Raw genomic sequence first — 22,237 nt, forward strand, 5'->3', positions numbered from 1 at the left:
TCATATCAGAGCACCATTATATGATCCAGCCATCCGGCGCAGGCGTCTACTTGCTGCCGGGAGCCGAGGACGCAGACGCTGCCCCGCGCTGTCAGTTCCTCCACAGGACCCGCCAGGGCGGTAAGATCTTCCGGCACGGTGGCAAGTATCTCCCGGCGGATCCGGAGCCGGTCCCCGTGGCCAATCTGCCGCCAGTAGAGGGCGTCTGCCATCCTGCCTTTCATGCGGGCTGTCAGAAGCGGGTCGGACTCCGCCGCCGCGCCGATGATCATGCCAGCCAGCTCCATATCAATGCCTCTCAGGAAATCCGGGGAGGCGCGGTAGCAGTCAATCGTCCGGGCGGCGCTGGGATCACGGAAGGAGTAGAATCCCGCAAACCCCGTATCCCGTAAAACCATTCCCGTGCCATAGGCCCCGCCCTGGACCCGCACCGTGTTCCAAAGGTGGGCAAGGGAGACGGTACGGCCCATGACCTTCGCCGCGCCGCTTCCGGCTCCCTGGAAAACGCCGCCCAGTGCCGCGTAGGATACGCCGGATGGAATCACAAACCCTTCCCGCCGGGGCTTCCAGGGCAGAACAGCCCCCGCGCAGGGCAGGGCAAAGCTGCCCTCCGGCAGGCTGGACGCAAGCAGGCGGGTGACAGTTTTGGCAGAAGCTTCATTCCCGGCGGTAACGCTGACCGTCATGCGGGCGCGGCAGAAAACGCGCTGGGCCAGAGATTTCAGGTCTTGCGCCAAAGCAGGAAAGCGGGCGGGGAAGTCCTGCTCCAGCGCTGTCAGCCACCGCAGGAAGGTGATGCCGGACGCCTGCTCCTGCACGGCCCCCTCGGCGGTGGAGCAGGCCAGGACCCTGGACATGGCGGCGCTGTGGCCTGCCGTGACCATCTGCTCTGCCATTGCCGCCCGCCTCTGGTGCAGAAATGCCAGCACCTGCTGGGAATCCTCCCACTGCTGCCCCACTAAAAGCTCTGTCAGGAGGGACAGGGCTTTTTCCAGCTTCGTGTCCAGAACACTGCAGGAAACGCACAGGAACGTCCGGCAGCGGTCCGGGGCGTTTTGCCGCCCATACGCTTCTACCGTGAACCAGATATTCCCGAACAGGGAGCGCATCTCCCGGCTCAGGTCTGCCAGAGTGTACTTCGCCGTATCCAGACAGCCGAACAGCTGGGCCATGAAAGACGCCTTAGCCAGTTCCTCCGGGGTCAGATCATCCAGCGCGAAATAAAGATTGCAATAGGTGATACCGTTGGTGGGCAGGCGGTGACGAAGGAGCGTTATGCTGCCGACGGATTCCTCCTCTATGGGCAGCTTTTCCGGCTCCGCGGGGATCTGGTCAAGGCGAAGCCTGGGGATGGACGCCAGATGCTCCGGCGTGTCCGACGTGTTCTGCCAAGCGGCGACAGCTTCCTGGAAGCGGCGTGCGGCGGCGGCTTCCCCAGTTTCCCAGCCGGATTGGACGGCGCTGAGCCGCTCCCTCTCCTGGGCCTGGCGCTCCTGGCCTATGGTGTGGGAGGGCAGCGCCAGAATCCGGCAGTGATGGGGATTCTCTAAAATGAGCCGCTTCAGCAGTTCTTCAAAACAGCCTGTCCCGCACTTGTCCCGCAGGCCGTCAAAGAGCGTCCCGGCGCTGAGATTTGCGGCCGGGTCGCCCAATGCCATTAAGTTAAGCGCCCCCAAAGAGCCCCGCTATCGTGCCGGAAGATAAAACCAAGAAATCCGATTACCCGAGGAAACAGGTCTCTGGAAAGCCCGTCCCCGCCTTACCGGAAAGCGTTTTCTGTAAAGCAACCCTTCCAGTTCTCGAAAAGGTTTCCGTAAGAAAGCACAGCAGGCAAAGACAGCGTCGGAAAAATTGAGGCGCTGTTTTTGTTTTGTGTTGTGGCAGGAAAGCTTCACGTTCCAGGCTGCTGCCTGTGCAAAGTTAAAAATCAGGAAAGCAGCAAAAACCTCCTGTAAAATAAGTTCTGGAATTTTGGAGTGGAGATGAATGAGCGCCACTGAATATTTCAGGCTGCGGAAAGATGTTTCGATGCCCCAGCGTTTGGCGTAAAGAGCTTTCAAAGTTTCGGGCGGAAATTGATTTTTATTCAGATTTGTCAGGAAGGTTTCCGTTTTTCCATTGCAGAAATTTACGCGTACGATACGGAAAGAAAGCCGGTAAAAGCCAACGCTTTCTACAGGCAGGAAATCGAAAACACGCTGACTTGTAAGCTTATAATAATCTGCCGGAACAGGGATATTTCTTGTTTCCAGTTTTCGTTTTGTGAGGCGCCCCAAAGTGAGGCTTGCGGGTATATCAAATTCGGGAAAACAAGGAAGTTTTACACCAAAAACCGAATCCCTTTCCTTCAGGCGGATGACATATTTCCATCCCCGGTTTTCCAGATGCGCCAAGTTGTTCAGGGACGCATAGTTCCGGTCAGCTAAAAGGATAACCGGCTCTGAAATCCGCGAACGGTCTGTCATTTCACACAGAGCTTTGCCTTCATTTTTCTCGTGTTCCTTTTGGACAATTAAGTCTGTATAAATGCCGTTTTCCAAGTCAAAAAGAGCGTTTATCAGGTGCTTGTTCCAACCGTGCTGGCGGTCTGTTCCGGGCAGATAAGAAAGCAAATCTGCAGGGTATGCTGATGATTTCAAGGACGTTCCATCCACTGCCAGCAGCCGATATCCCCGGTACTTCTTTTCGGGGGTAAGTGAATTTGAAAAGCTGTGAAATAAGTCCTCCAAGGCTTTAGGCAAAAGCTTTTTCCGCTGCTGCACAAAGGCGGAGGCAGAAGGTGTTTTTTCTTGAAAACGGAAAGCTTTCATGAGATTTTTGCCCACGCTTTCACAGCTCATGGTGAGCAAGAAGAAAATGATATTTTCAAAATCCAGCGCCCTGCGGCGGGTGAAATCCCGTCCCGGCCGGCTGGCGTAAATTTGGGGATTCTTTCCCATTTTCCTTACCTGAGACAGCAGCTTTTTTCGTAAGTTTTTTGCGGTTTGTTTCATTTTATAAGCCCCTTGAAGTTTTTATTTTTCAAGGGGCTTCGCCGCATATTTTTCTCATTTTGTCAAGGGCTTTTTGCCGGTTTCTTTATCTTTTTACAAAATGCTTAACTTAATGGCATTGGCCGGGTCGCCGCCGTAGAGCCAGCTTTCCAGCACCTGGAAGCAAAGCATAAGCCCCTGGGGCGTCTGCCCATAGTCCCGCTGCCGGGCCTCAAATTCCAGGTTGTCCAGCGCTGCCAGGACCCGCCGATGGTCCAGTCCCTCCCGGGACAGCCGCTCCAGCTCATCCCGGAGGGCGGCGGACACCTCCTCGGCCTTGTCCTCGGCAATGTCCCGGGCCTCCAGCAGGAACCAGGGCTGCTGTACACCGTCGTGAAGCTCCAGGCGGACGTCCCGGGCTAGGCCGCTTTCCAGAAGACGCCGCTTCAGGGGGGCCTGGTTGTCCCCGCACAGCACGTCCGATAAGGCTTGCAGCGCCATTAACGTCTCCCTGTCCCGGAAGGTGCAGGCGGCGTATCCATCCGCCAGCCGGGCGCGTCCCTGAGGGGATTCCTGTGCGGACAGCTCATAGCGTATAGCGGACAGGCCCGCCTCAACGGGCTTTTGCAGAGGTATCCCTTCCGGCGCGGGACAGCGCTCGTATGCACAGAGGTATTCACTGTCCAAAATCTCAAGAACCTGCGCGATATCTACGTTGCCGTCCAGGAATATATAGGAATTTGATGGGTGGTAGAGGCGGCTGTGGGCGGCAGCGAAGGCTTCGTAGGTCAGCTCCGGGATATGCGCTGGGTCACCCCCAAAAACATAGCGGTAGCAGGTATCCGGGAACAGGCGGCGGGCCGCTTCCCGCTCCAGAAGGGCGTCCGGCGAGGAGAAGGCCCCCTTCATCTCGTTATACACCACGCCCTTGACGGAGAGGGCACCGTCTTCGCCCAGCTCGTAGTGCCAGCCCTCCTGGCTGAAAATTTCCGGCTTGGAGTGGAGCAGCGGGTGCAGTACCGCGTCCATGTAGACCCGCAGGAGATTGATAAAATCCTGGCTGTTCCGGCTGGATACCGGGTAGACGGTCTTGTCCGGGAAGGTCATAGCGTTGAGGAAGGTGTTCATGGAGCTTTTCATCAGCTCCACAAAAGGCTCCTTCACCGGATAGCGTTTCGAGCCGCACAGGACTGAGTGCTCCAGAATGTGGAACACGCCCGTGTCGTCCCAGGGCTGGGTCTGGAAGGCGATGGCGAAGGTCTTGTTTTCCTCCGCGCGCTCCAGCCACACCAGCCGGGCGCCGGACTTTTGATGCTCCATCTGCCAGAGGTTCGCTTCCAGCTCGTCAACACGCTGTTGGGTTAGGACAATAAAACCTGAAAGGATACTGTTCTTTTCCATAATAGCCTCCTTATAGTGAGTTCCCTCTTGTTCGATCCGGCTTAGACACCAATATTATAGGAGCTTTTCTCCTCTGGCGCAAGGTGCTATGACTATTCTGTTCATTTTCCCGGCCATTCTGTCCCATTCGCCAAAACTCCCCGCTTTTTCATACCGGCTTTGGACTGGGACAGAACGTCCGCTATCTGTACAGAATATAAGGATTGCGGCGTTCACCGGGACAATGTGCGGCACACGGTGGGGTATCCCACGGAAATCCTGGGAGAGGACAGGGCTTCCGGCCTGATTTGCGGCGGCGAGACGGTAGCGGCGGACGGAATCTTCTGCCTGCGTTCCTGCGTGGCCCCGGCGGCGCTGCTGCCGGGACTGGCGGCAGAGGGCGGACACATCCGGGTGGACCGGGGACAGCGGACCAATCTGCCGGGCTGCTTTGCCGCCGGGGACTGCACGGGACGGCCCTATCAGTACGCAAAAGCGGTAGGCGAGGGCAACGTGGCCCTGCACAGCGCGGTGGAATACCTGCAAGAAATGGAGGCGCGGGAATGAAATCGAGAATATTGAAGGTAAAGGACTACCGGGAGGTGGACGCGGGGCCGCTGCTCAAGCCCTTTGTGCCGGATGAAGCGGCGCTGGAGGCGGAGCTGAGGCGGCTGACTAACCCGTATATCCGCTGGAAACCCGGCGAGGCGGTTTCTGCCGGGGAACAGGTGGTGTGCCGGTTATCTTCAGACTGCCCCAGGTACAATAAGGAGAAGGTTCGCTTCGTGGCAGGAAGCGGGATGTTTCAAAGGGAGCTGGAAAATCTCTCCATCGGCATGAGGGTGGGCGAGACCCGGGAGGCCGGCCTGCCGGAGGGGAAGGTGTCCCTTACGCTGGCGGGGGTGATGAACCGCGTGGCCCCGGAACCCAGTGATGAGATGGTGGAGAAGCTGGAGCTGGACGGCGTGCATACTGTGGCGGAATACCGGGCCTACCTGCTGGAGCAGCAGCGGGAGGCCGCCTTCGGACAAGACTCCTTTGAAGCGCTGAAGAAACTCACCCGGGAGGTGATAAGCGGCTCGGAGTTTATCCTATACAGGGAGGACTGGGCCGAAGCTATCAACCGGGAGCTGGACCGCTGCCGGACGCTGTGCCGCCAGGAGGGCATGGTCCTGGAGGAAATGACGCCGGAGCAGTTCCAGGGCCGCATCCCAGTGAAAAGCTACCATGAGCTGGTAGCCATGCTCCAATATGATGGTTGGGACAATCTCTGCCGCTATCTGCTGGGCCGCCGGTACGCCGAAACGGACAGTTTCCACTCCGGCGAGGCGGAGTATGAGGCGTTTATCGCGGACTATGCCAAAACCTGGCGCGTCTGCGAGGAAAACGCCCGGGAGGCTAACCCGTTTGAGAACTTCATTTTCAACGAATACACCGGGCACGCCTATACAGTGCTGAAAAACTATATCAGAGAATTTTATTAAGGGAGGAACCCATCATGGCGATTCAAAACGCGGACAAGACCAATTTCAAAGAGCTGATCGGAGAGGATTTCGTGATCGCGGACTTCTACGGCACAACCTGCGTTCCCTGCAAGCTGTTTTCCAAGATATTGGAGGATATTGAGGCGGAAATTCCCTTCTTGAACATCGTCAAGCTCAATACCACCGAGAACCCGGAGCTGGCGGAGGAGTACGGGATAACCGCCGTGCCCACCGTACACTTTTACAAGGACGGACAGCTGGTCGAGAGCCATGTGGGCGTTATGCAGCCCCAGGCGGTGAAGGATGTGATCGCCCAGTATATGTATGCGTAAAACCGGACAGATTAAGCGGATTTTCGGGCAAAATCGACATCGGACCTTTTTTCGATAATCCCAATATGCTATAATCCATTCACCAATCAATGACTTTACTACCTATAAGGGCCGGGTAGGCCAATACCAGGCGGAAGTGTTGACCCATTACCAGACCCTCAAGCCCTAGTATTTATGCGGGTTCCCGGGTTTTTCCATATTCTTGCATATCGAAAAGCAGGCCCGTTCTGGGTTTTGCGGGTCTTGAAAACTTACACCCGCGCGGAAAATTTTGAGGCGGGACGCAAAACGCGGCCCGCCTCGTCATGCTGCCCTTGTCAAATTGATATTCCCCCCACTACCCGCTGAGCAGCCTGCACCTTTGTTATGCGTTGTTCCATCGCCATACGTTCTAAGGCCCGGTGGGCTTCCGGCTCTGTAAAGCCCTTCTTATCTATCAGCACCCACTTAGCCCGGTCAATCATCTGCAACTCCCGGATCTTCTCTTCTACCGCAACCTGCCTGCGGCCCCGTGCCCGCAGCCGTTCCCGCATAGCGCAGAGGGCTTGCAGGCTGTGTGAAGCCAGAAGCCGGCTGCTGGGTTTATGCAGTGTGATTACCCCGCTCTGCTGGGCCTGGGCAGCGGTTTCCTCGTAGATCCCCGCCGGAACCAACAGCAGGACCCCGGCTTCTGTTTCGGCGCACAGATCCTCCGCTAAAGGCAGGCCTGGGCCATCGGGCAGGGGGGAATTGATAAGAACCAAATCAAACCCCCGCTCCAGCAGCTTCCGCCTTGCTTCGGCACAGCTGCGGGCAACGCAAACCGGGTTAAAGGAACCTGGAGGCAGAAGAGGGGACAGGCTTTCCCGGAAGCGGTCGCCTGGGGAGACAATAAGTACACTATAAGGCTCCGGTTCGAATACCATATGCTTACACCTGCCCTCGTACCAGAGCTGCCATGAGCCGGTACGGGTTCTGCCAGCCCTTTTGGGGTACGGCTTCCCGCACGTTAGCCCCCTGGGTTATGAAGAGCCGGGGAGGATGGGGGAATTCTGCAAAAAGCCCGTTTTGGTCTGCCATTGTGCGTACCACTGCCTGAAAAGTTACCATGTTGTCCGCAGCCTTTAGAGGGCCTGCGCCCTGGTAGCGGATCAGGTTCCTTCCTGGCCCCGCCCCGTGGTGGGAGCTTTCCGGCTGGATGCCCATCTGCTCCAGGGTTAGGCAGATGGCCCGGCGCACATTCTCCCCGCGGTCTGTGGGGGCTATGTCCAGATACCCGGCTTCGTCCTGGGGTTCAGTTGTGGGGCGGCCCTGCTCGTCCAGTTTGTACAGGGCAAAAAGCATCTCTGCCGCTACAGTACACTCCATCTGCTGTGCAAGCTCTTTCAGCTGCCACCGGATATCCTGGGGGTGGGGCGTACCGTCCAGGGTCAGCAGATCGCAGAACATGTGCACCACCCGCCCGTGCTGGGGCCGCCAGGGCATTTGCAGCAAAGTTGTGGGGTCTGGGCGCAAAAGCACAGGCTCGGTTCCAAAACCCGGTAATGCCTGGCCATCTACTGGAATACCCTGGGAGAACGCCCGGGGAAGCGTCTCCGGCATAACGGCCAGGTTCTTCTGGCGCCCTTCGGTATCACAGAACGCCAAACGGATAAATTTCACATCTTCGCTTTTCACATAACACAATACATCGTCTTGGGTAAATTCCATAGGCATCCTCCTGTCAATTGGCTACATACATCTGCCGGTACGGATTCCGGCTGTCCGGAACCGCCAGGGTAAAAGGGGCGTTTAGAATAAACGCCAGGTCTTTGCCGAAGCGGCGGCAGAATTCTTCTAAATATGGCCGCACGGCATCCAGGTCTTGGGGAGATGCCGGAAGGGCCGTCACCTGGCCGGGGAAAAGGAGTTCTTCCGGTCGGCACCGCAGCAGCACCTTGCCGCCATGCATTCCTGTACAGGGGAAGTTCCCGGCAATGGGGCCTGAACCCGTCAGCCCCAGCACCAGGATCACCCCGCCAGCCTGGTACTCCCCCAGGAAGCTGCCGGCCCGGCCGCCGATGACCATTACCGGCACCTTGTCCTGGTACTCCTTCATATGCACCCCAGCCCGGTAGCCCGCCGAGCCTTCCACATAGATTTCCCCGCCCCGCATGGCGTATCCTACCGTATCGCCCACATCCCCGTGGATCACAATGGTGCCGGCATTCATGGTGTCGCCTACAGCGTCTTGGGCGTTTGCGCACACTTCTATCTCACCGCCGTTGAGGTAGGCCCCCAGGGCGTTTCCCGGTATGCCTGTAACACGAATTTTCTTTCCGTGCATCCCCGCCCCGATAAACCGCTGCCCCAGGCATCCCACAACCTCTACCGGGCCGGGGTGCGCTTGGATCTGCCTGCCCAGCCCGGCCGCGTCTAAGCCTTGGGCCATTATTTTATAGGCCATTATACCGCGCCTCCTTTACTTTGCGCAGGGATCATTCCCCCGCGTGGGCTACGCCCAAAATCTCCAGTTCCTTTGCCGTTAGCCCAATGCCCCGCAGCATCAAACGGTTGCCCCGCAGGGCCTCTATAGAATTGATGCCCATGCCGCCCAGCATTTCCATAATCTCGTGGTTCCAGGCGGTCATTAGGTTTACCAGGCGTTTCGCCCCCTCTTTGGGGTCTAAACGGGCCACCAGTTCCGGCCTTTGGGTGGCAATGCCCCAGTTGCACATACCCGTCTGGCAGGTACGGCACAGATGGCAGCCCAGCGCCAGCAGCGCCGCCGTTGCAATATAAACCGCATCTGCGCCCAGGGCGATAGCTTTAGCCACATCTGCCGAGGAGCGTATGCTCCCTCCGGCGATGATGCCTACCTGGTTCCGTATCCCCTCATCCCGCAGGCGTTGGTCTACCGCCGCCAGGGCCAGCTCAATGGGGATGCCCACATTGTCCCGTATTCGGGTGGGGGCGGCGCCTGTACCGCCCCGGAAGCCGTCTATGGCGATAATGTCTGCGCCGCTGCGGGCAATGCCGCTGGCAATAGCCGCGATGTTGTGCACGGCCGCCACCTTCACAATGACGGGCTTTTTGTGATGGGTGGACTGCTTTAAGGAATACACCAGCTGGCGCAGATCCTCAATGGAATAAATATCGTGATGGGGGGCCGGGGAGATAGCATCGCTGCCCTCGGGTATCATGCGGGTGCGGGAAATATCGGCCCCCACCTTTGTCCCGGGCAGATGCCCTCCAATGCCTGGTTTGGCCCCCTGCCCCATCTTGATTTCAATGGCCGCCCCGGCGTTTAAGTACCCTTCGTGCACCCCAAACCGCCCTGACGCCACCTGCACAATGGTATTAGGGCTGTAAGCGTAAAAATCTTCATGCAGGCCGCCTTCGCCGGTATTATAGTAGACGCCCAGTTCCTCTGCCGCCCGGGCCAGGGCCTCGTGGGCGTTATAGCTGACAGAGCCGTAACTCATAGCTGAAAACAGCATGGGCATAGCAAGCTTCAGCTGGGGCGGCAGCTCACAGGTAAAGCGGCCGTCCGGCCCGCGCTGGGGCTTGTCCGGCTTCTTGCCCAGACAGACGCGGGTCTCCATAGGCTCCCGCAAGGGGTCAATGGAGGGGTTGGTCACCTGGCTGGCATTGAGCAGCAGCTTGTCCCAATAGACGGGATAGGGCTTTGGCGTGCCCATGCTGCTCAGGAGGACGCCGCCGCTCTGGGCCTGCTTAAAGATCTCTTTGATAGTCTGGCTGTCCCAGTTGCTGTTTTCCCGCAGGGCACAGTCCGCCTTTACGATTTTCAGCGCCCGGGTGGGGCACATGGCTACACAGCGGTGGCAGTCCACACACTTGGCGCTGTCGCAGGTCAGTTGTACCCCGTCGTATTGATGCACCCCGTTAGCGCACTGGGCCACACAGCCCAAACATTTTGTACAGCGGGCGCTGCTGCGCACCACTTCAAATTCCGGATAAACTTCCCATTGCCCCATTTTTAATATGCCCCCTCCCGCACCCGCACTACCACGGGCTGGCCCCCCGCCGGGGCCCAGATGTTTTCCGCGCCTGGCTCCACTGCGCGGATAGCCGCTTCTTCACTGGCTATGTAGACCTTGTCATCTTTTTCGCCCACCACCATGCTGCGTAATTTCAGGCGGTCGTTCAGGGCCATCAGCCCGCCGCGAAAGCCCAAAATAATGGAGAACGGCCCGGTAATCAGCAAACTGGAGTAGACTGTGCGCAGATACGCCAACTCCCGGCTCTTGCCTTTTGGCTGCCGTTCTATAGTAGACCAGAAGGGCGCGGCGATTACCGAGGCCATTTCTTCTAGTGTGAGGCCCTGCTTGCGCTGTAAAAAATCGGCAATGTAGGTGATGACCTCTGTATCCGTTTGCAGGGTGCATTTGTAGCCATACATCTCGATGGTGCGGCGGTTGCAGTCGTAAGAAGAAATCTCGCCGTTATGGACAATGGTTCTGTCCAGCAGCGCAAAGGGATGCGCCCCGCCCCACCAGCCGGGGGTGTTCGTGGGATAGCGGCCGTGGGCAGTCCAGCAGTAGCCGCTGTATTCTTCCAGGCGGTAAAATTCGCCTACGTCTTCGGGGTAGCCCACGGCCTTGAACACGCCCATATTTTTCCCGCTGGAGAACACGTATGCCCCTGGATAGCCTGTATTGACGCGCATGGCCAGGCGGGCAATGAATTCCTCCTCATCCTGCTGGCAGCTATGCAGCACTGACCGCAGGGGGGCCACGAAATAGCGCCAGATAAAAGGCTCGGCCGTGATGGCTGGGTGCTTGCGGGTGGGGATGTTCTCTGCCCGGACAATCTCCAGCACAGCGCGCAGATGGGCTTCAACGGCGGCACGGGCCTCATCCGTATCATAGAAGATGTGCAGGGCAAAGAAATCTTTATATTCGGGATAAATGCCGTACCCCGCAAATCCGCCCCCCAACCCGTTTGACCGCTCATGCATGGGGCGCATACTGTCCACAATGGTCTGGCCGCTGATAAGCCGCCCCTCCCGCGAGATCACCGCTGAAATAGCGCAGCCGGAAGGGATGCGGACTTGCCCTTCAAAAAGCTCCGGTCGTATCATAGGTAAGTCCCTCCCAAAATAAAAAAGGACATAAAGACGCAATTCCACGAACGCCTTTGTCCTTGCCTCTTATTATACGATATGCAACTTGAGTTTGTCAACCTTGCATATAGCAGTAAGGTTTTTCGGAGTTCCGCCTTAAAAATTGTTTATATAAACAAAAATGCATAAAACGGCTTGACAACTTGCAAAAATGAGTGTATGCTAGTCGGCGTTGAGAGACAACGGCGTCTACGGGAAAGCCCCCCGCAGACGCCGTTGCCTCTCTTCGTTTTTAGAAAACCTATTCCCTAAAAGGAGAGATGAGCTATGCAGACCCCACATCATGTGCCGGATTTTTTCGCCAGTAAAGTTTTCGATGAACAGGCCATGCGCGCCCGCCTGACCCCAGAAGTATACCGTTCTTTAAAGCAGACTATCCGGCGGGGCGTCCGGCTGGATTTATCCTTGGCAAATGCCGTGGCCGCCGCTATGTGTACTTGGGCTGTAGAGAACGGGGCAACCCACTTTACCCACTGGTTCCAGCCGTTGACAGGCATCACCGCGGAGAAGCATGACTCTTTCATCACCCCTGCTCCTGGCGGCCGGGTTATTATGGAATTTTCCGGGAAAGAACTCATCCGCGGCGAACCGGATGCCTCCTCCTTCCCTTCCGGCGGCCTGCGGGCGACCTTTGAGGCCCGGGGCTACACCGCATGGGATCCCACCAGCTTTGCTTTTATTAAAGATAAGACGTTGTGCATCCCCACCGCGTTCTGTTCCTACAGCGGGGAAGCCTTAGATAAAAAAACGCCTCTCCTGCGCAGCATGGAAGCCTTAAATAAACAGGCCCTGCGTATCCTGCGGCTGTTCGGCAACACAGCGGCCAGCCGCGTCATCACCCATGTGGGTCCGGAGCAGGAATACTTCCTAGTGGACCGGGACATGTACCTTAAGCGCAAGGATTTGATTTATACAGGCCGCACGCTGTTTGGGGCAAACCCGCCCAAAGGCCAGGAGCTGGAGGACCACTATTTTGGCTCCATCAAGCCCCGGGTGCAGGCGTATATGGATGACCTCAATGAAGAGCTGTGGAAGCTGGGCATCCTGGCGAAAACCGAGCATAACGAGGTTGCCCCTGCCCAGCACGAGCTGGCGCCCATTTACGCCAGTACCAACGTGGCTACCGACCACAACCAGCTGACTATGGAGATTATGAAGAAGGTGGCCCGCAGGCATGGCCTGGTGTGCCTGCTGCACGAAAAGCCCTTTGCCGGGGTAAACGGCAGCGGCAAACACAACAACTGGTCTATGGCAACAGACACCGGGGTAAACCTTCTCTCCCCCGGCGAGACCCCTTATGAGAACGCCCAGTTCCTGCTGTTCCTGGTGGCGGTCATCAAGGCGGTAGACGAATATCAGAGCCTGCTGCGTTTAAGCGTGGCCACCGCGGGCAACGACCATCGCCTGGGGGCAAACGAAGCGCCCCCCGCCGTGGTTTCCATCTTCCTGGGTGACGAGCTTTCGGCCATCCTGGAAGCTATCGAGATGGACAGCCCCTATGAGGGGACAGCCCAGAAAAAGATGAAGCTGGGTGTGGACGCCTTGCCTCGCATCACCCAGGACACTACCGACCGCAACCGTACCAGCCCCTTTGCTTTTACAGGCAATAAGTTCGAGTTCCGCATGGTAGGGTCAGGGGATTCTATCGCCTGTGCCAACATCATGCTCAACGCGGCAGTGGCTGAAGCCCTCCGGCAGTTCGCCGACATCCTGGAAGGGGCCGGCGATTTTGACGCCATCCTGCATGGATTGATAAAAGAAACCATCATCTCCCACAAGCGCATCCTCTTTAATGGGAACGGCTACGATGGCCAATGGATAGAAGAAGCTGTGGAAAAGCGCGGCCTTTTAAACCTGCCTACAACGCCCGACGCCATGGCGCACCTGCTGGACAAGGGGAATATGGAAATGCTGCTGAAGAACGGGGTCTTTACAGAGGGGGAATTGCGTTCCCGCTATGAGATCCAACTGGAGAACTACACCCGCACAGTCAAGATAGAGGCCCTGACCATGGAGGACATGGCCAGGCGGGAGATTTTGCCCGCTGTGCAGCGGTACGCCGGAAGCTTGGCAGCGGCTATGGCCGACAAGGCAAAAGTTGACCCAGCCCTTGTGAGCGGATATGAGAAGAAAGCCAGCGCCGCGATCTCCGGGCTTCTGGACGAGATTGACCAGGCAGCGGATGCCCTTGCGGAAAAGCTTGCCGCACTGGATAGGGCTGTGGATGTGACCGCCCAGGCGCTCCTGGTAAAGGGGGAGATCATCCCGGCCATGGAGGCCCTGCGGAAGCCCTGCGACAAAGCCGAGTCTATGGTTGGCCAAAAAGACTGGCCGTTCCCGACATATGGGGATTTATTGTTCGGGGTGTGAAAAACGCTTGAGAGGTGAAAGAAAATGACAATAGAATTTTGGTTTTTGATCGGCGCGGCCCTTGTGTTCTGGATGCAGGCGGGGTTTGCTATGGTAGAGACAGGATTTACCCGTGCGAAGAACGCCGGGAATATCATCATGAAGAACCTGATGGATTTTTGTATCGGCACCGTTGTGTTTTCATTGCTGGGGTACACATTGATGATGGGGGAAGACGCTCTGTTTGGCCTTATCGGCCTGCCTAATTTGGATTTATTCATCCACTTTAGCGATTTTATCGCCGCGCCCCAAGAAGGATTTACAGACGCCTCCTATTTCGTATTCAATCTAGTATTCTGCGCTACCACCGCTACCATTGTTTCCGGCGCCATGGCCGAGCGCACAAAGTTTTCTTCCTATTGCGTTTATTCCGGCGTCATCTCCCTGCTGGTATACCCCATTGAGGCCCACTGGATTTGGGGTGGCGGCTGGCTTTCCCAAATGGGCTTCCATGATTACGCCGGCTCCTGCGCCATCCATATGGTGGGCGGCATCGCAGCTTTAGTAGGCGCTGTGATTTTAGGGCCGCGTACCGGCAAATATGTTAAAGACGCAAGCGGGAAAGTGGTGAAGGTCAACGCTATCCCCGGGCATTCGATCCCCTTAGGGGCTTTGGGGGTGTTTATCCTGTGGCTGGGCTGGTACGGCTTTAACGGCGCGGCGGCCACCACAGCCACAGAGCTGTCCGCTATTTTCCTCACCACCACCATTGCCCCTTCTGTGGCAACCTGTACCACGATGGTTTATACATGGGTTAAAAACGGCAAGCCGGACGTGTCCATGTGCTTAAATGCATCCCTGGCAGGCCTGGTGGGCATCACAGCCGGATGCGACGCCCTGGACGCGGTTGGCGCGGCAATCGTAGGGGTTGTTTCGGGCATCCTGGTGGTAGTGGTCGTTGAGGCGCTTGACTTGAAGCTGCATATTGACGACCCGGTAGGCGCGGTAGGGGTGCACATGGCAAACGGTATCTGGGGCACACTGGCGGTGGGGCTGTTGGCCGCGCCGTCAGCCCCGGCAGGGCTTTCCGGGCTGCTATACACTGGCAGCGCTTCCCTATTGGGCACACAGCTTATAGGTGTTGCCAGCGTGTCGGCTTATGCGGCAGCCGCTATGGTGCTCACTTTCCAAATCATGAAAAGGACGGTAGGCCTGCGGGCCAGCATGGAAGAGGAGCTCCGCGGTTTGGACGCAAGCGAGCACGGCCTGCCCAGTGCCTATGCGGATTTCGCCCCGGCAGTGGACAGCTATAGCGGTTTTGCCTTGGAAGGCGGCCTGGTACCGGCGGCCGGCGCCACATCTCCCGCAGAGATCCTGCCCGCAGATTGGGTGCCCGCTTCGGAAAGCCCCGCAGAGGGGAAATTCACCAAAATCGACATTGTTTGTAAAGAGGAACGCCTTTATGCCCTCAAGGAAGCTATGTCCAAGCTGGGCATTACCGGTATGACAGTTTCCCATGTCATGGGATGCGGCGTCCAGAAGGGCAAGCCTGAATATTACCGCGGCGTGGCGGTGGAAACAAGCCTTTTGCCTAAGGTACAGGTGAGTATCGTGGTCAGCGCTGTCCCTGTCCAGGACGTGATTGCGACAGCAAAAAAAGCTCTGTATACCGGCCACATCGGCGATGGAAAAATTTTTATCTATAATGTGGAGAATGTCGTCAAAGTCCGAACCGGAGAGGAAGGCTTTGCAGCCTTGCAAGATAAGGGATAAAAGCATATCGGCCACAAGCCTGTGGGGCGGTTTTACGGCTGCCCCCGCTTTGGCTTTTTGTCGGGAGGGGATCAAGATGGAATCAAAGCAGGATGCCCTGCATGAAGAATGCGGCGTGTTCGGGGCCTACGCCCCGGTTAAAACAGACTTGGCCGCGCTTTGTTACTACGGGCTGTTTGCCCTGCAGCACCGGGGGCAGGAAAGCGCGGGCATTGTCCTCAATGACCAAGGCTGCTTTACCGCCTGCCGGGAAACGGGGTTAGTCAGCGAGATTTTCACGCCGGCACGGTTGGCGGGATTGGGGCAGGGCAACATGGCGGTGGGCCATGTGCGGTACGCCACCACCGGGGCCGACAGCAGGCGCAACGCGCAGCCCCTGCTCGTTAACCACCATAAGGGGCGTATGGCCCTGTGCCATAACGGCAACTTGGTCAACGCCTATGAATTACGCACGTTTTTAGAAGAACAGGGTTCCATTTTCCACACAACTACAGATTCAGAGGTGATCGCCCATCTTATTGTGCGGGAGCGCCTTCGCTGTGGCAGCATCGAAGAGGCCGTGTGCCGGGCTATGGAGCATCTGGTGGGGGCCTACTCGCTGGTAATCTGTTCGTCCCGCAAGCTTATGGCAGCCCGTGACCCCAACGGCTTTAGGCCCCTGTGCATGGGCAAGCGCCCCGACGGCACCCTGTTGTTCGCATCGGAGACCTGCGCCCTGGACGCTGCTGGGGCGGTTTATGTCCGGGATCTTTTGCCGGGCGAAGTGGTGACGGTAAGCAAGGGAGGCATCCGCAGCGATAAGCGGCACTGCAACAAATCCCCCAAGACCTTATGCGCCTTTGAATATATTTATTTTTCCCGCCCCGATTCCGTACTAGACGGTGTAAGCGTCAGCCTGGCCCGCCAAAAAGCCGGGGCCCGGCTGGCTCAGGAACATCCCGTGGATGCGGATGTGGTTATTGGCGTGCCGGATTCCGGGCTGGACGCCGCCATTGGTTATGCGCGGGAAAGCGGTATCCCCTATGCTATGGGGTTCACCAAAAACAAATATATTGCCCGGACTTTCATTGCGCCGAACCAAGCCCTGCGGGAAGCCGCGGTCAACTTAAAGCTCAACCCCATACGTTCGGCTGTAGCGGGAAAAAGGGTAGTGCTCATTGACGACAGCATCGTGCGGGGCACCACCTGCCGGCGCATTATCACCCTGCTGCGCCAGGCCGGGGCCAAAGAGATCCATATGCGGGTGAGCGCCCCGCCTTTTGTGTCGCCCTGTTGGTACGGCACAAACATCGACAGCCCGGGCGCGCTTATTGCCAGCCAGTTCAGTGTCAGGGAAATTGGGGAGCAGATAGGCGCGGACAGCTTAGGCTATTTAAGCTTAGAGCACGCCAAAGCCTACGCCGCAGACGGCAGGGTGTGCCTGGCGTGTTTTGGCGGCGGCTATCCGACGGCGATCCCGGCCCACGGAGAAAAGGCGCGGTTTGAGGGAAAAATCAAAGGATAAGGAGGAAAGGATATGTGCGCAATCATAGGGGTTACCCGCCGGGGGATAAGCAAAGAAACCTTACAGGAATGTTTTTCCCGCACCCGCTCCAGGGGGCCGGACAGGGAACGGGTGCGGGAGGTGGGGCCAGGCTATCTGGGGTTCCAGCGCCTGGCTGTTATGGGGCTGGAGGAAAGCGGCATGCAGCCCTTTTACCTGGGCGAAACGGCCTGCGTATGCAACGGGGAGCTGTACGGGTTCCGGGAGGCCAAGGCCATGCTGGAGGGAAAAGGCTACCGCTTTAAAAGCGGTTCAGATTGCGAGCTGCTGCTGCCCCTTTACCGAGAGTATGGATTAGACATGTTCGCCAGGCTGGACGCGGAGTTCGCTATGATCTTATACGATGGTGAAAAGGGCGATTTCATCTGCGCCAGGGATCCCATTGGCATCCGGCCCCTATTTTACGGGGCCTTACCAGACGGCTCTATGGCTTTTGCCAGCGAGGCAAAGGACTTGCTGGGCCTGTGCGGGAAGATCAAGCCTTTCCCGCCGGGGCATTACTACGCCCAGGGCGAGTTTGTGCGGTACGCCGATCCGGCTTCCGCCCCTGTCCTCCATACAGGGCCTGTGGAAGAAATCTGCCAGGGTATACACGACCGCTTGATAAAGGCTGTGGAAAAGCGGCTGGATGCAGACGCGCCGATAGGTTTCCTTCTCTCCGGCGGGCTGGACAGCAGTCTGGTGTGCGCCATAGCGGCAAGGCTTATGAAGAAGCCCATCCGTACCTTTGCCATTGGGATGGATTCCGATGCCATCGATCTGCAATACGCCCGGCAGGCGGCTGATTTCATCGGCGCGGACCACACCGAGGTTATCATGACAAGGGAACAGGTGGTAGGCTCCCTTGAGGAGGTCGTTGCGCTGCTGGGCACTTGGGATATTACTACCATCCGGGCCAGCATAGGGATGTATTTATGCTGCAAGGCCATCCACGAGACGACAGGCCTGCGGGTGCTGCTGACCGGGGAGATCAGTGATGAACTTTTTGGCTACAAATATACAGACTATGCCCCAAGCGCGGAAGCCTTCCAGAAAGAAGCGGAAAAACGCGTGCGGGAGCTGTATATGTACGATGTTTTGCGGGCTGACCGCTGTATCTCCGTCAACTCCCTGGAAGCGCGGGTGCCCTTTGGGGACCTGGCCTTTGTGCGGTATGTAATGGGCATCGACCCTAATCTGAAAATAAACACCTACGGCATAGGGAAGTATCTGCTGCGCAAAGCCTTTGAAGGGGATGGGTTATTGCCGGAAAACATCCTTTGGCGGCAGAAAGCCGCGTTTTCCGACGCGGTGGGGCATAGCATGGTAGAAGACTTAAAGGAATACGCTGAAGGGCGCTATACGGACAGGGAATGGGAAGAAAGGCGGCGGGCATACCGGCATGGCACGCCCTTTACAAAGGAGAGCCTGTTGTACCGGGAGCTTTTTGAAAAATATTATCCTGGACAGGGTGAAATGATACAGGACTTTTGGATGCCAAACCGGGATTGGGAAGGCTGCGGCGTAAACGACCCTTCGGCCCGGGTGCTGGGGAACTATGGAGAAAGCGGGCATTAGAGGCGCTGCGGCGCGGCGGAAAGGCAGGATGATACGGATGGATAAAAAATACATCTTCGTCACGGGGGGCGTGGTTTCCGGGCTGGGCAAGGGAATCACAGCGGCCTCTTTGGGGCAGCTCCTGAAGGCTAGGGGCCTTAAGGTAGCGGCCCAAAAGCTGGACCCCTACATCAATGTGGACCCTGGTACCATGAGTCCCTATCAACATGGCGAGGTCTACGTCACAGAGGACAGCGCAGAAGCCGATTTAGACCTGGGGCATTATGAGCGTTTCATTGATGAGGACCTGAACAAATTTTCAAACCTCACCACTGGAAAAGTCTACTGGAACGTGCTTAATAAGGAACGCCGGGGGGAATACTTAGGGTCAACCGTACAAGTGATCCCCCATATCACCAATGAGATCAAAAGCTTCGTCTACAGCGTAGGGCAAAAGGCCCGGGCCGATGTGATCATCACGGAGATTGGCGGCACCATCGGCGACATAGAGAGCCAGCCTTTTTTAGAGGCCGCGCGCCAGGTTTCCTTGGAGGCCGGCCGGGAAAACAGCCTCTTTATCCATGTGACCTTGGTGCCTTTCCTGCGGGGGTCAAATGAGCACAAATCAAAACCGACCCAGCATTCCGTGAAGGAATTGCAGGGCATGGGCATCAACCCCGACCTGATCGTTCTGCGCTGCGATGAGCCGCTGGAACCTTCTATCTTCCAGAAAATCTCCCTGTTCTGCAATGTACAGCCCGACTGCGTCATTGAAAACCGCACCATCCCCAACCTCTACGCAGTCCCCTTGATGCTGGAGCGTTCCGGGTTTTCCGGGGTGGTCTGCCGGCGGCTGGCCCTGCATACCCCGGCCCCTGAACTCTCGGAGTGGGAAACAATGGTACAGCGTATGGAATCGGCCGATAAAACAGTACGGATCGGCATAGTGGGCAAATATGTGCAGATGCACGACGCTTACCTTTCTGTAGCCGAAGCCCTGCGCCACAGCGGGTTTATCCTGGGCGCCCGTGTAGAGATAGAATGGATCGATTCCGAGGGGATCGCCCCGGAAGCCATCGGAGAAATTTTAGGCGGCATAGACGGCATCCTGGTACCGGGCGGGTTTGGCAGACGGGGCATAGAGGGCATGATAGAGGCCGCGCGGTTTGCCCGGGCGAACCATGTGCCCTATTTCGGCATATGCTTAGGGATGCAGATCGCCGTCATAGAATTCGCCCGGCATGCCGGGGGCTTTCCCGGCGCTAATTCAGGGGAATTTGACAGCGGCTGCCCTTATAAAGTCATCAGTTTCATGCCTGGCCAGAGCCAGGAAACCGATAAAGGCGGTACCCTGCGCCTGGGGGCCTATCCCTGTGAGATTCGCCCCCATACCACACTGGCCCGCTGCTATGGCAAGCCCACTATCTCTGAGCGCCACCGGCACCGGTATGAATTCAACAACGAATACCGGGCCGCCTTGGAAGAAGCCGGTATGGTCTTCAGCGGCCTTTCCCCAGACGGCGCCCTGGTAGAAGCTGTCGAACTGCCTGGCCAGGATTTCTTTGTGGGCGTGCAGTACCACCCAGAATTTAAGAGCCGCCCCAACAGGCCCCACCCGCTTTTTACCGGGTTTGTACGGGCCGCGTTGGAGAAACAGAAGAGGAAGGGATGAACATGCTCCATTTTACAAAAATGCACGGTTTAGGCAATGACTACCTTTATGTCTACGGCGAACCGCAAAACCCGCAGGCCCTCTCCCAGAGGCTTTCCGACCGCCACTTCGGCGCCGGGGCCGATGGGATGATCTGGATCAGCCCCTCCAAGGCGGCTGATTTCAAAATGCGCATCTTCAACGCGGATGGCAGCGAGGCCAATATGTGCGGCAACGGGATCCGCTGTGTGGGCAAATATGTATACGACAAGGGCCTCACCTCCAAGACCCGCTTGACCATCGAGACGCTGGCAGGCCCGCGCACCCTGGCCCTGCAAATCGAAAACGGGAAGGCTGTCGGCGCGGCGGTGGATATGGGTACGGCCCAGGTGGGGGATACCCTATCCCTTTCCCTGGATGGCGCGCTTATTGCCTGTACGCCTGTGGATATGGGGAACCCCCATGCGGTGCTCTTTGTAGAAGACATGGCCGCTGCCCCCCTGTCTGCCCTTGGCCCCCAGATCGAACGCCATCCCGCTTTCCCCGGCGGGGTCAATGTAGAATTCGTCCAGGTGTTGGGGCCTGGACGGCTGCGCATGCGCGTCTGGGAACGGGGCAGCGGGATTACTCTGGCCTGCGGCACTGGGGCTTGCGCCTGTGTGGCAGCAGCAGCCGCTATGGGCCATTGCCCTAAAGGCAGGCCAGTCCTTGTGGAACTGGATGGGGGTACGCTGCAAATTGAGATAGACGAAAAGGGCGCTGTGGTCATGACCGGCCCGGCGGTGACGGTATATGAGGGGGAAGTGGAACTATGCTGAAGCCAAACAAATGTTATGGGAATTTACAAGACTCTTACCTGTTTTATAATATTGCCCAGAAAATCCAAGCCTATTTGGAAGCCCACCCAGACGCAAAGCTGTACCGGATGGGCATCGGGGACGTTTCCCTGCCCCTGTGTGACGCTGTGGTCAAAGCCCTGCATCAGGGGGTGGCGGATCAAGGGGTGAAAGAACGCTTCCACGGTTACATGCCCGAATGCGGCGCCCCCTTTCTGCGGGAGGCTATTGCAGCCCATTATCAAAAACGCGGCGTCCCGTTGGACGCAGACGAGGTTTTTGTCAGCAGCGGGGCCAGCGATGAATTAGGCGACATCCTTGATCTGTTTGACCGCAGCAGCACGGCTTTGGTTATGGAACCGGCTTACCCCGCTTATGTGGATGCCAATCTTATGGCTGGACGTAAAATTGTGCGTCTGGCGGCGGGGGAGGAAAACGGCTTTTTACCGCAGCCAGACGACCGTCTGGAAGGGGACATCCTCTACATCTGTTCGCCAAACAATCCCACTGGCGCGGTTTTTTCTAAAGAGCAGTTGCAAGCCTGGGTGGATTATGCCAATGAAAAAGAGGCACTCATCCTTTTTGACGCAGCCTATGAAGCCTTCATTGAGGACCCCGACCTGCCCCACAGCATTTTTGAGCTGGAAGGCGCCCGCACCTGTGCCATTGAGATATGTTCCTTAAGCAAGACGGCAGGCTTTACAGGCACAAGATTAGGCTATACCATTTTGCCGAAAGGCCTTCAGCGCGGCGGTATGGATTTGCACGCCATGTGGGTACGCAACCGCACCACTAAAACCAATGGCGTATCTTACATCCTGCAAAAAGGCGGCGCGGCGGTCTTTACAGAGGAAGGCCAACGGCAGATCCGGCAAAACCTGCAGATATATAAAAACAATGCCAAGGTTTTTATGCGTGCGGCTAATGAACTGGGCCTATGGTACTGCGGCGGGAAAAATGCCCCTTATATTTGGTTAAAATGCCCTGGCGGCATGACGGGTTGGCAGCTTTTTGATTACCTGTTAGAAGAGGTCCAGGTGATTGGCACCCCCGGCGAGGGCTTCGGGGCCTGTGGAAAAGGGTTTTTCCGCTTCTCTACCTTTGGCAATCCCCAGGACACAGAAGAAGCGGCCCGGAGGCTTGTATGGCTGTTCAAAGGCAAAGGGTATTAAGATTGGTGTAACGCCTTCCGGCTTCCCCGCTGCTGAGGCACGTGTCCAGGATATAGTCCCCGTTCTCTGCTTGTCTTTCTTTTCAAAACCTTTTATAATGGAAAG

Annotated in this window: 18 protein-coding genes; 10 read left to right on the top strand and 8 right to left on the bottom strand. The window is 57.3% G+C overall.

Annotated elements, in window-relative coordinates; genetic code table 11:
• Positions 1–5 precede the first annotated feature (5 nt).
• The 3 genes from VSQ30_RS13025 to VSQ30_RS13035 form a co-directional block, all read right to left on the bottom strand.
• A complete protein-coding gene (locus VSQ30_RS13025; protein WP_334464482.1) occupies positions 6–1,658 on the bottom strand; it encodes an insulinase family protein in 1,653 nt (550 codons plus the stop codon).
• Between the two features lie 27 nt (positions 1,659–1,685).
• A complete protein-coding gene (locus VSQ30_RS13030; RefSeq protein WP_334461212.1) occupies positions 1,686–2,993 on the bottom strand; it encodes an IS4 family transposase in 1,308 nt (435 codons plus the stop codon).
• 93 nt (positions 2,994–3,086) lie between these two features.
• Positions 3,087–4,373: an insulinase family protein gene (locus VSQ30_RS13035; protein ID WP_334464484.1), complete on the bottom strand. Its 1,287-nt coding sequence runs from the start codon at positions 4,371–4,373 to the stop codon at positions 3,087–3,089.
• A gap of 159 nt (positions 4,374–4,532) precedes the next feature.
• On the opposite strand from VSQ30_RS13035, the gene VSQ30_RS13040 reads away from it, so the two are divergent.
• From VSQ30_RS13040 to VSQ30_RS13050, 3 genes are read left to right on the top strand one after another with little or no spacing between them, the layout of a single operon-like run.
• Positions 4,533–4,919, top strand: coding sequence for an FAD-dependent oxidoreductase (locus VSQ30_RS13040; protein ID WP_334464486.1), 387 nt, complete (start codon positions 4,533–4,535; stop codon positions 4,917–4,919).
• A complete protein-coding gene (locus VSQ30_RS13045; protein ID WP_334464487.1) occupies positions 4,916–5,836 on the top strand; it encodes a trigger factor in 921 nt (306 codons plus the stop codon). The genes VSQ30_RS13040 and VSQ30_RS13045 overlap by 4 nt, the downstream gene beginning before the upstream one ends.
• A gap of 14 nt (positions 5,837–5,850) precedes the next feature.
• Entirely contained in the window at positions 5,851–6,168 is a 318-nt protein-coding gene (locus VSQ30_RS13050) for a thioredoxin family protein (RefSeq protein WP_334464490.1), read from the top strand.
• A gap of 317 nt (positions 6,169–6,485) precedes the next feature.
• Here the strand turns inward: VSQ30_RS13050 and VSQ30_RS13055 are convergent, their stop codons facing one another.
• From VSQ30_RS13055 to VSQ30_RS13075, 5 genes are read right to left on the bottom strand one after another with little or no spacing between them, the layout of a single operon-like run.
• A complete protein-coding gene (locus VSQ30_RS13055; RefSeq protein WP_334464492.1) occupies positions 6,486–7,073 on the bottom strand; it encodes an ANTAR domain-containing response regulator in 588 nt (195 codons plus the stop codon).
• A 4-nt stretch (positions 7,074–7,077) separates the two neighbouring features.
• A complete protein-coding gene (locus VSQ30_RS13060) occupies positions 7,078–7,857 on the bottom strand; it encodes a glutamine synthetase beta-grasp domain-containing protein (RefSeq protein WP_334464494.1) in 780 nt (259 codons plus the stop codon).
• Between the two features lie 13 nt (positions 7,858–7,870).
• Entirely contained in the window at positions 7,871–8,593 is a 723-nt protein-coding gene (locus VSQ30_RS13065) for a GltB/FmdC/FwdC-like GXGXG domain-containing protein (RefSeq protein ID WP_237076142.1), read from the bottom strand.
• A 31-nt stretch (positions 8,594–8,624) separates the two neighbouring features.
• On the bottom strand, positions 8,625–10,124 hold the full coding sequence (locus VSQ30_RS13070) for a glutamate synthase-related protein (protein WP_160641545.1): 1,500 nt from the start codon (positions 10,122–10,124) through the stop codon (positions 8,625–8,627).
• Positions 10,125–10,126: 2 nt separating this feature from the next.
• A complete protein-coding gene (locus VSQ30_RS13075) occupies positions 10,127–11,230 on the bottom strand; it encodes a class II glutamine amidotransferase (RefSeq protein ID WP_160641546.1) in 1,104 nt (367 codons plus the stop codon).
• 309 nt (positions 11,231–11,539) lie between these two features.
• Between VSQ30_RS13075 and VSQ30_RS13080 the strand changes: the two genes are divergently transcribed.
• The 7 genes from VSQ30_RS13080 to VSQ30_RS13110 all read left to right on the top strand — a co-directional run bounded on the left by VSQ30_RS13080 (position 11,540) and on the right by VSQ30_RS13110 (position 22,132).
• On the top strand, positions 11,540–13,642 hold the full coding sequence (locus VSQ30_RS13080) for a glutamine synthetase III family protein (protein WP_334464497.1): 2,103 nt from the start codon (positions 11,540–11,542) through the stop codon (positions 13,640–13,642).
• A gap of 24 nt (positions 13,643–13,666) precedes the next feature.
• On the top strand, positions 13,667–15,394 hold the full coding sequence (locus VSQ30_RS13085) for an ammonium transporter (RefSeq protein ID WP_334464499.1): 1,728 nt from the start codon (positions 13,667–13,669) through the stop codon (positions 15,392–15,394).
• A 76-nt stretch (positions 15,395–15,470) separates the two neighbouring features.
• Complete coding sequence (gene purF / locus VSQ30_RS13090; RefSeq protein ID WP_334464501.1) at positions 15,471–16,898, top strand: amidophosphoribosyltransferase; 1,428 nt, start codon at positions 15,471–15,473, stop codon at positions 16,896–16,898.
• A 12-nt stretch (positions 16,899–16,910) separates the two neighbouring features.
• Positions 16,911–18,494 carry an asparagine synthase B gene (gene asnB, locus VSQ30_RS13095; RefSeq protein WP_334464502.1) on the top strand — a complete coding sequence of 528 codons (1,584 nt, stop codon included), beginning with the start codon at positions 16,911–16,913 and terminating at the stop codon, positions 18,492–18,494.
• Positions 18,495–18,531: 37 nt separating this feature from the next.
• Positions 18,532–20,145, top strand: coding sequence for a CTP synthase (pyrG, locus tag VSQ30_RS13100; RefSeq protein ID WP_160641551.1), 1,614 nt, complete (start codon positions 18,532–18,534; stop codon positions 20,143–20,145).
• 2 nt (positions 20,146–20,147) lie between these two features.
• Positions 20,148–20,942: a diaminopimelate epimerase gene (gene dapF / locus VSQ30_RS13105; protein ID WP_334464504.1), complete on the top strand. Its 795-nt coding sequence runs from the start codon at positions 20,148–20,150 to the stop codon at positions 20,940–20,942.
• The gene (locus VSQ30_RS13110; RefSeq protein WP_334464506.1) at positions 20,936–22,132 is read left to right on the top strand and encodes an LL-diaminopimelate aminotransferase; all 1,197 of its coding nucleotides are present in this window, start codon (positions 20,936–20,938) and stop codon (positions 22,130–22,132) included. Before dapF ends, VSQ30_RS13110 begins: the two co-directional genes overlap by 7 nt.
• The last annotated feature ends 105 nt before the right edge of the window (positions 22,133–22,237 follow it).

The organism is Acutalibacter sp. JLR.KK004 (genome assembly GCF_036941085.1).
GTDB lineage: Bacteria > Bacillota > Clostridia > Oscillospirales > Acutalibacteraceae > Acutalibacter.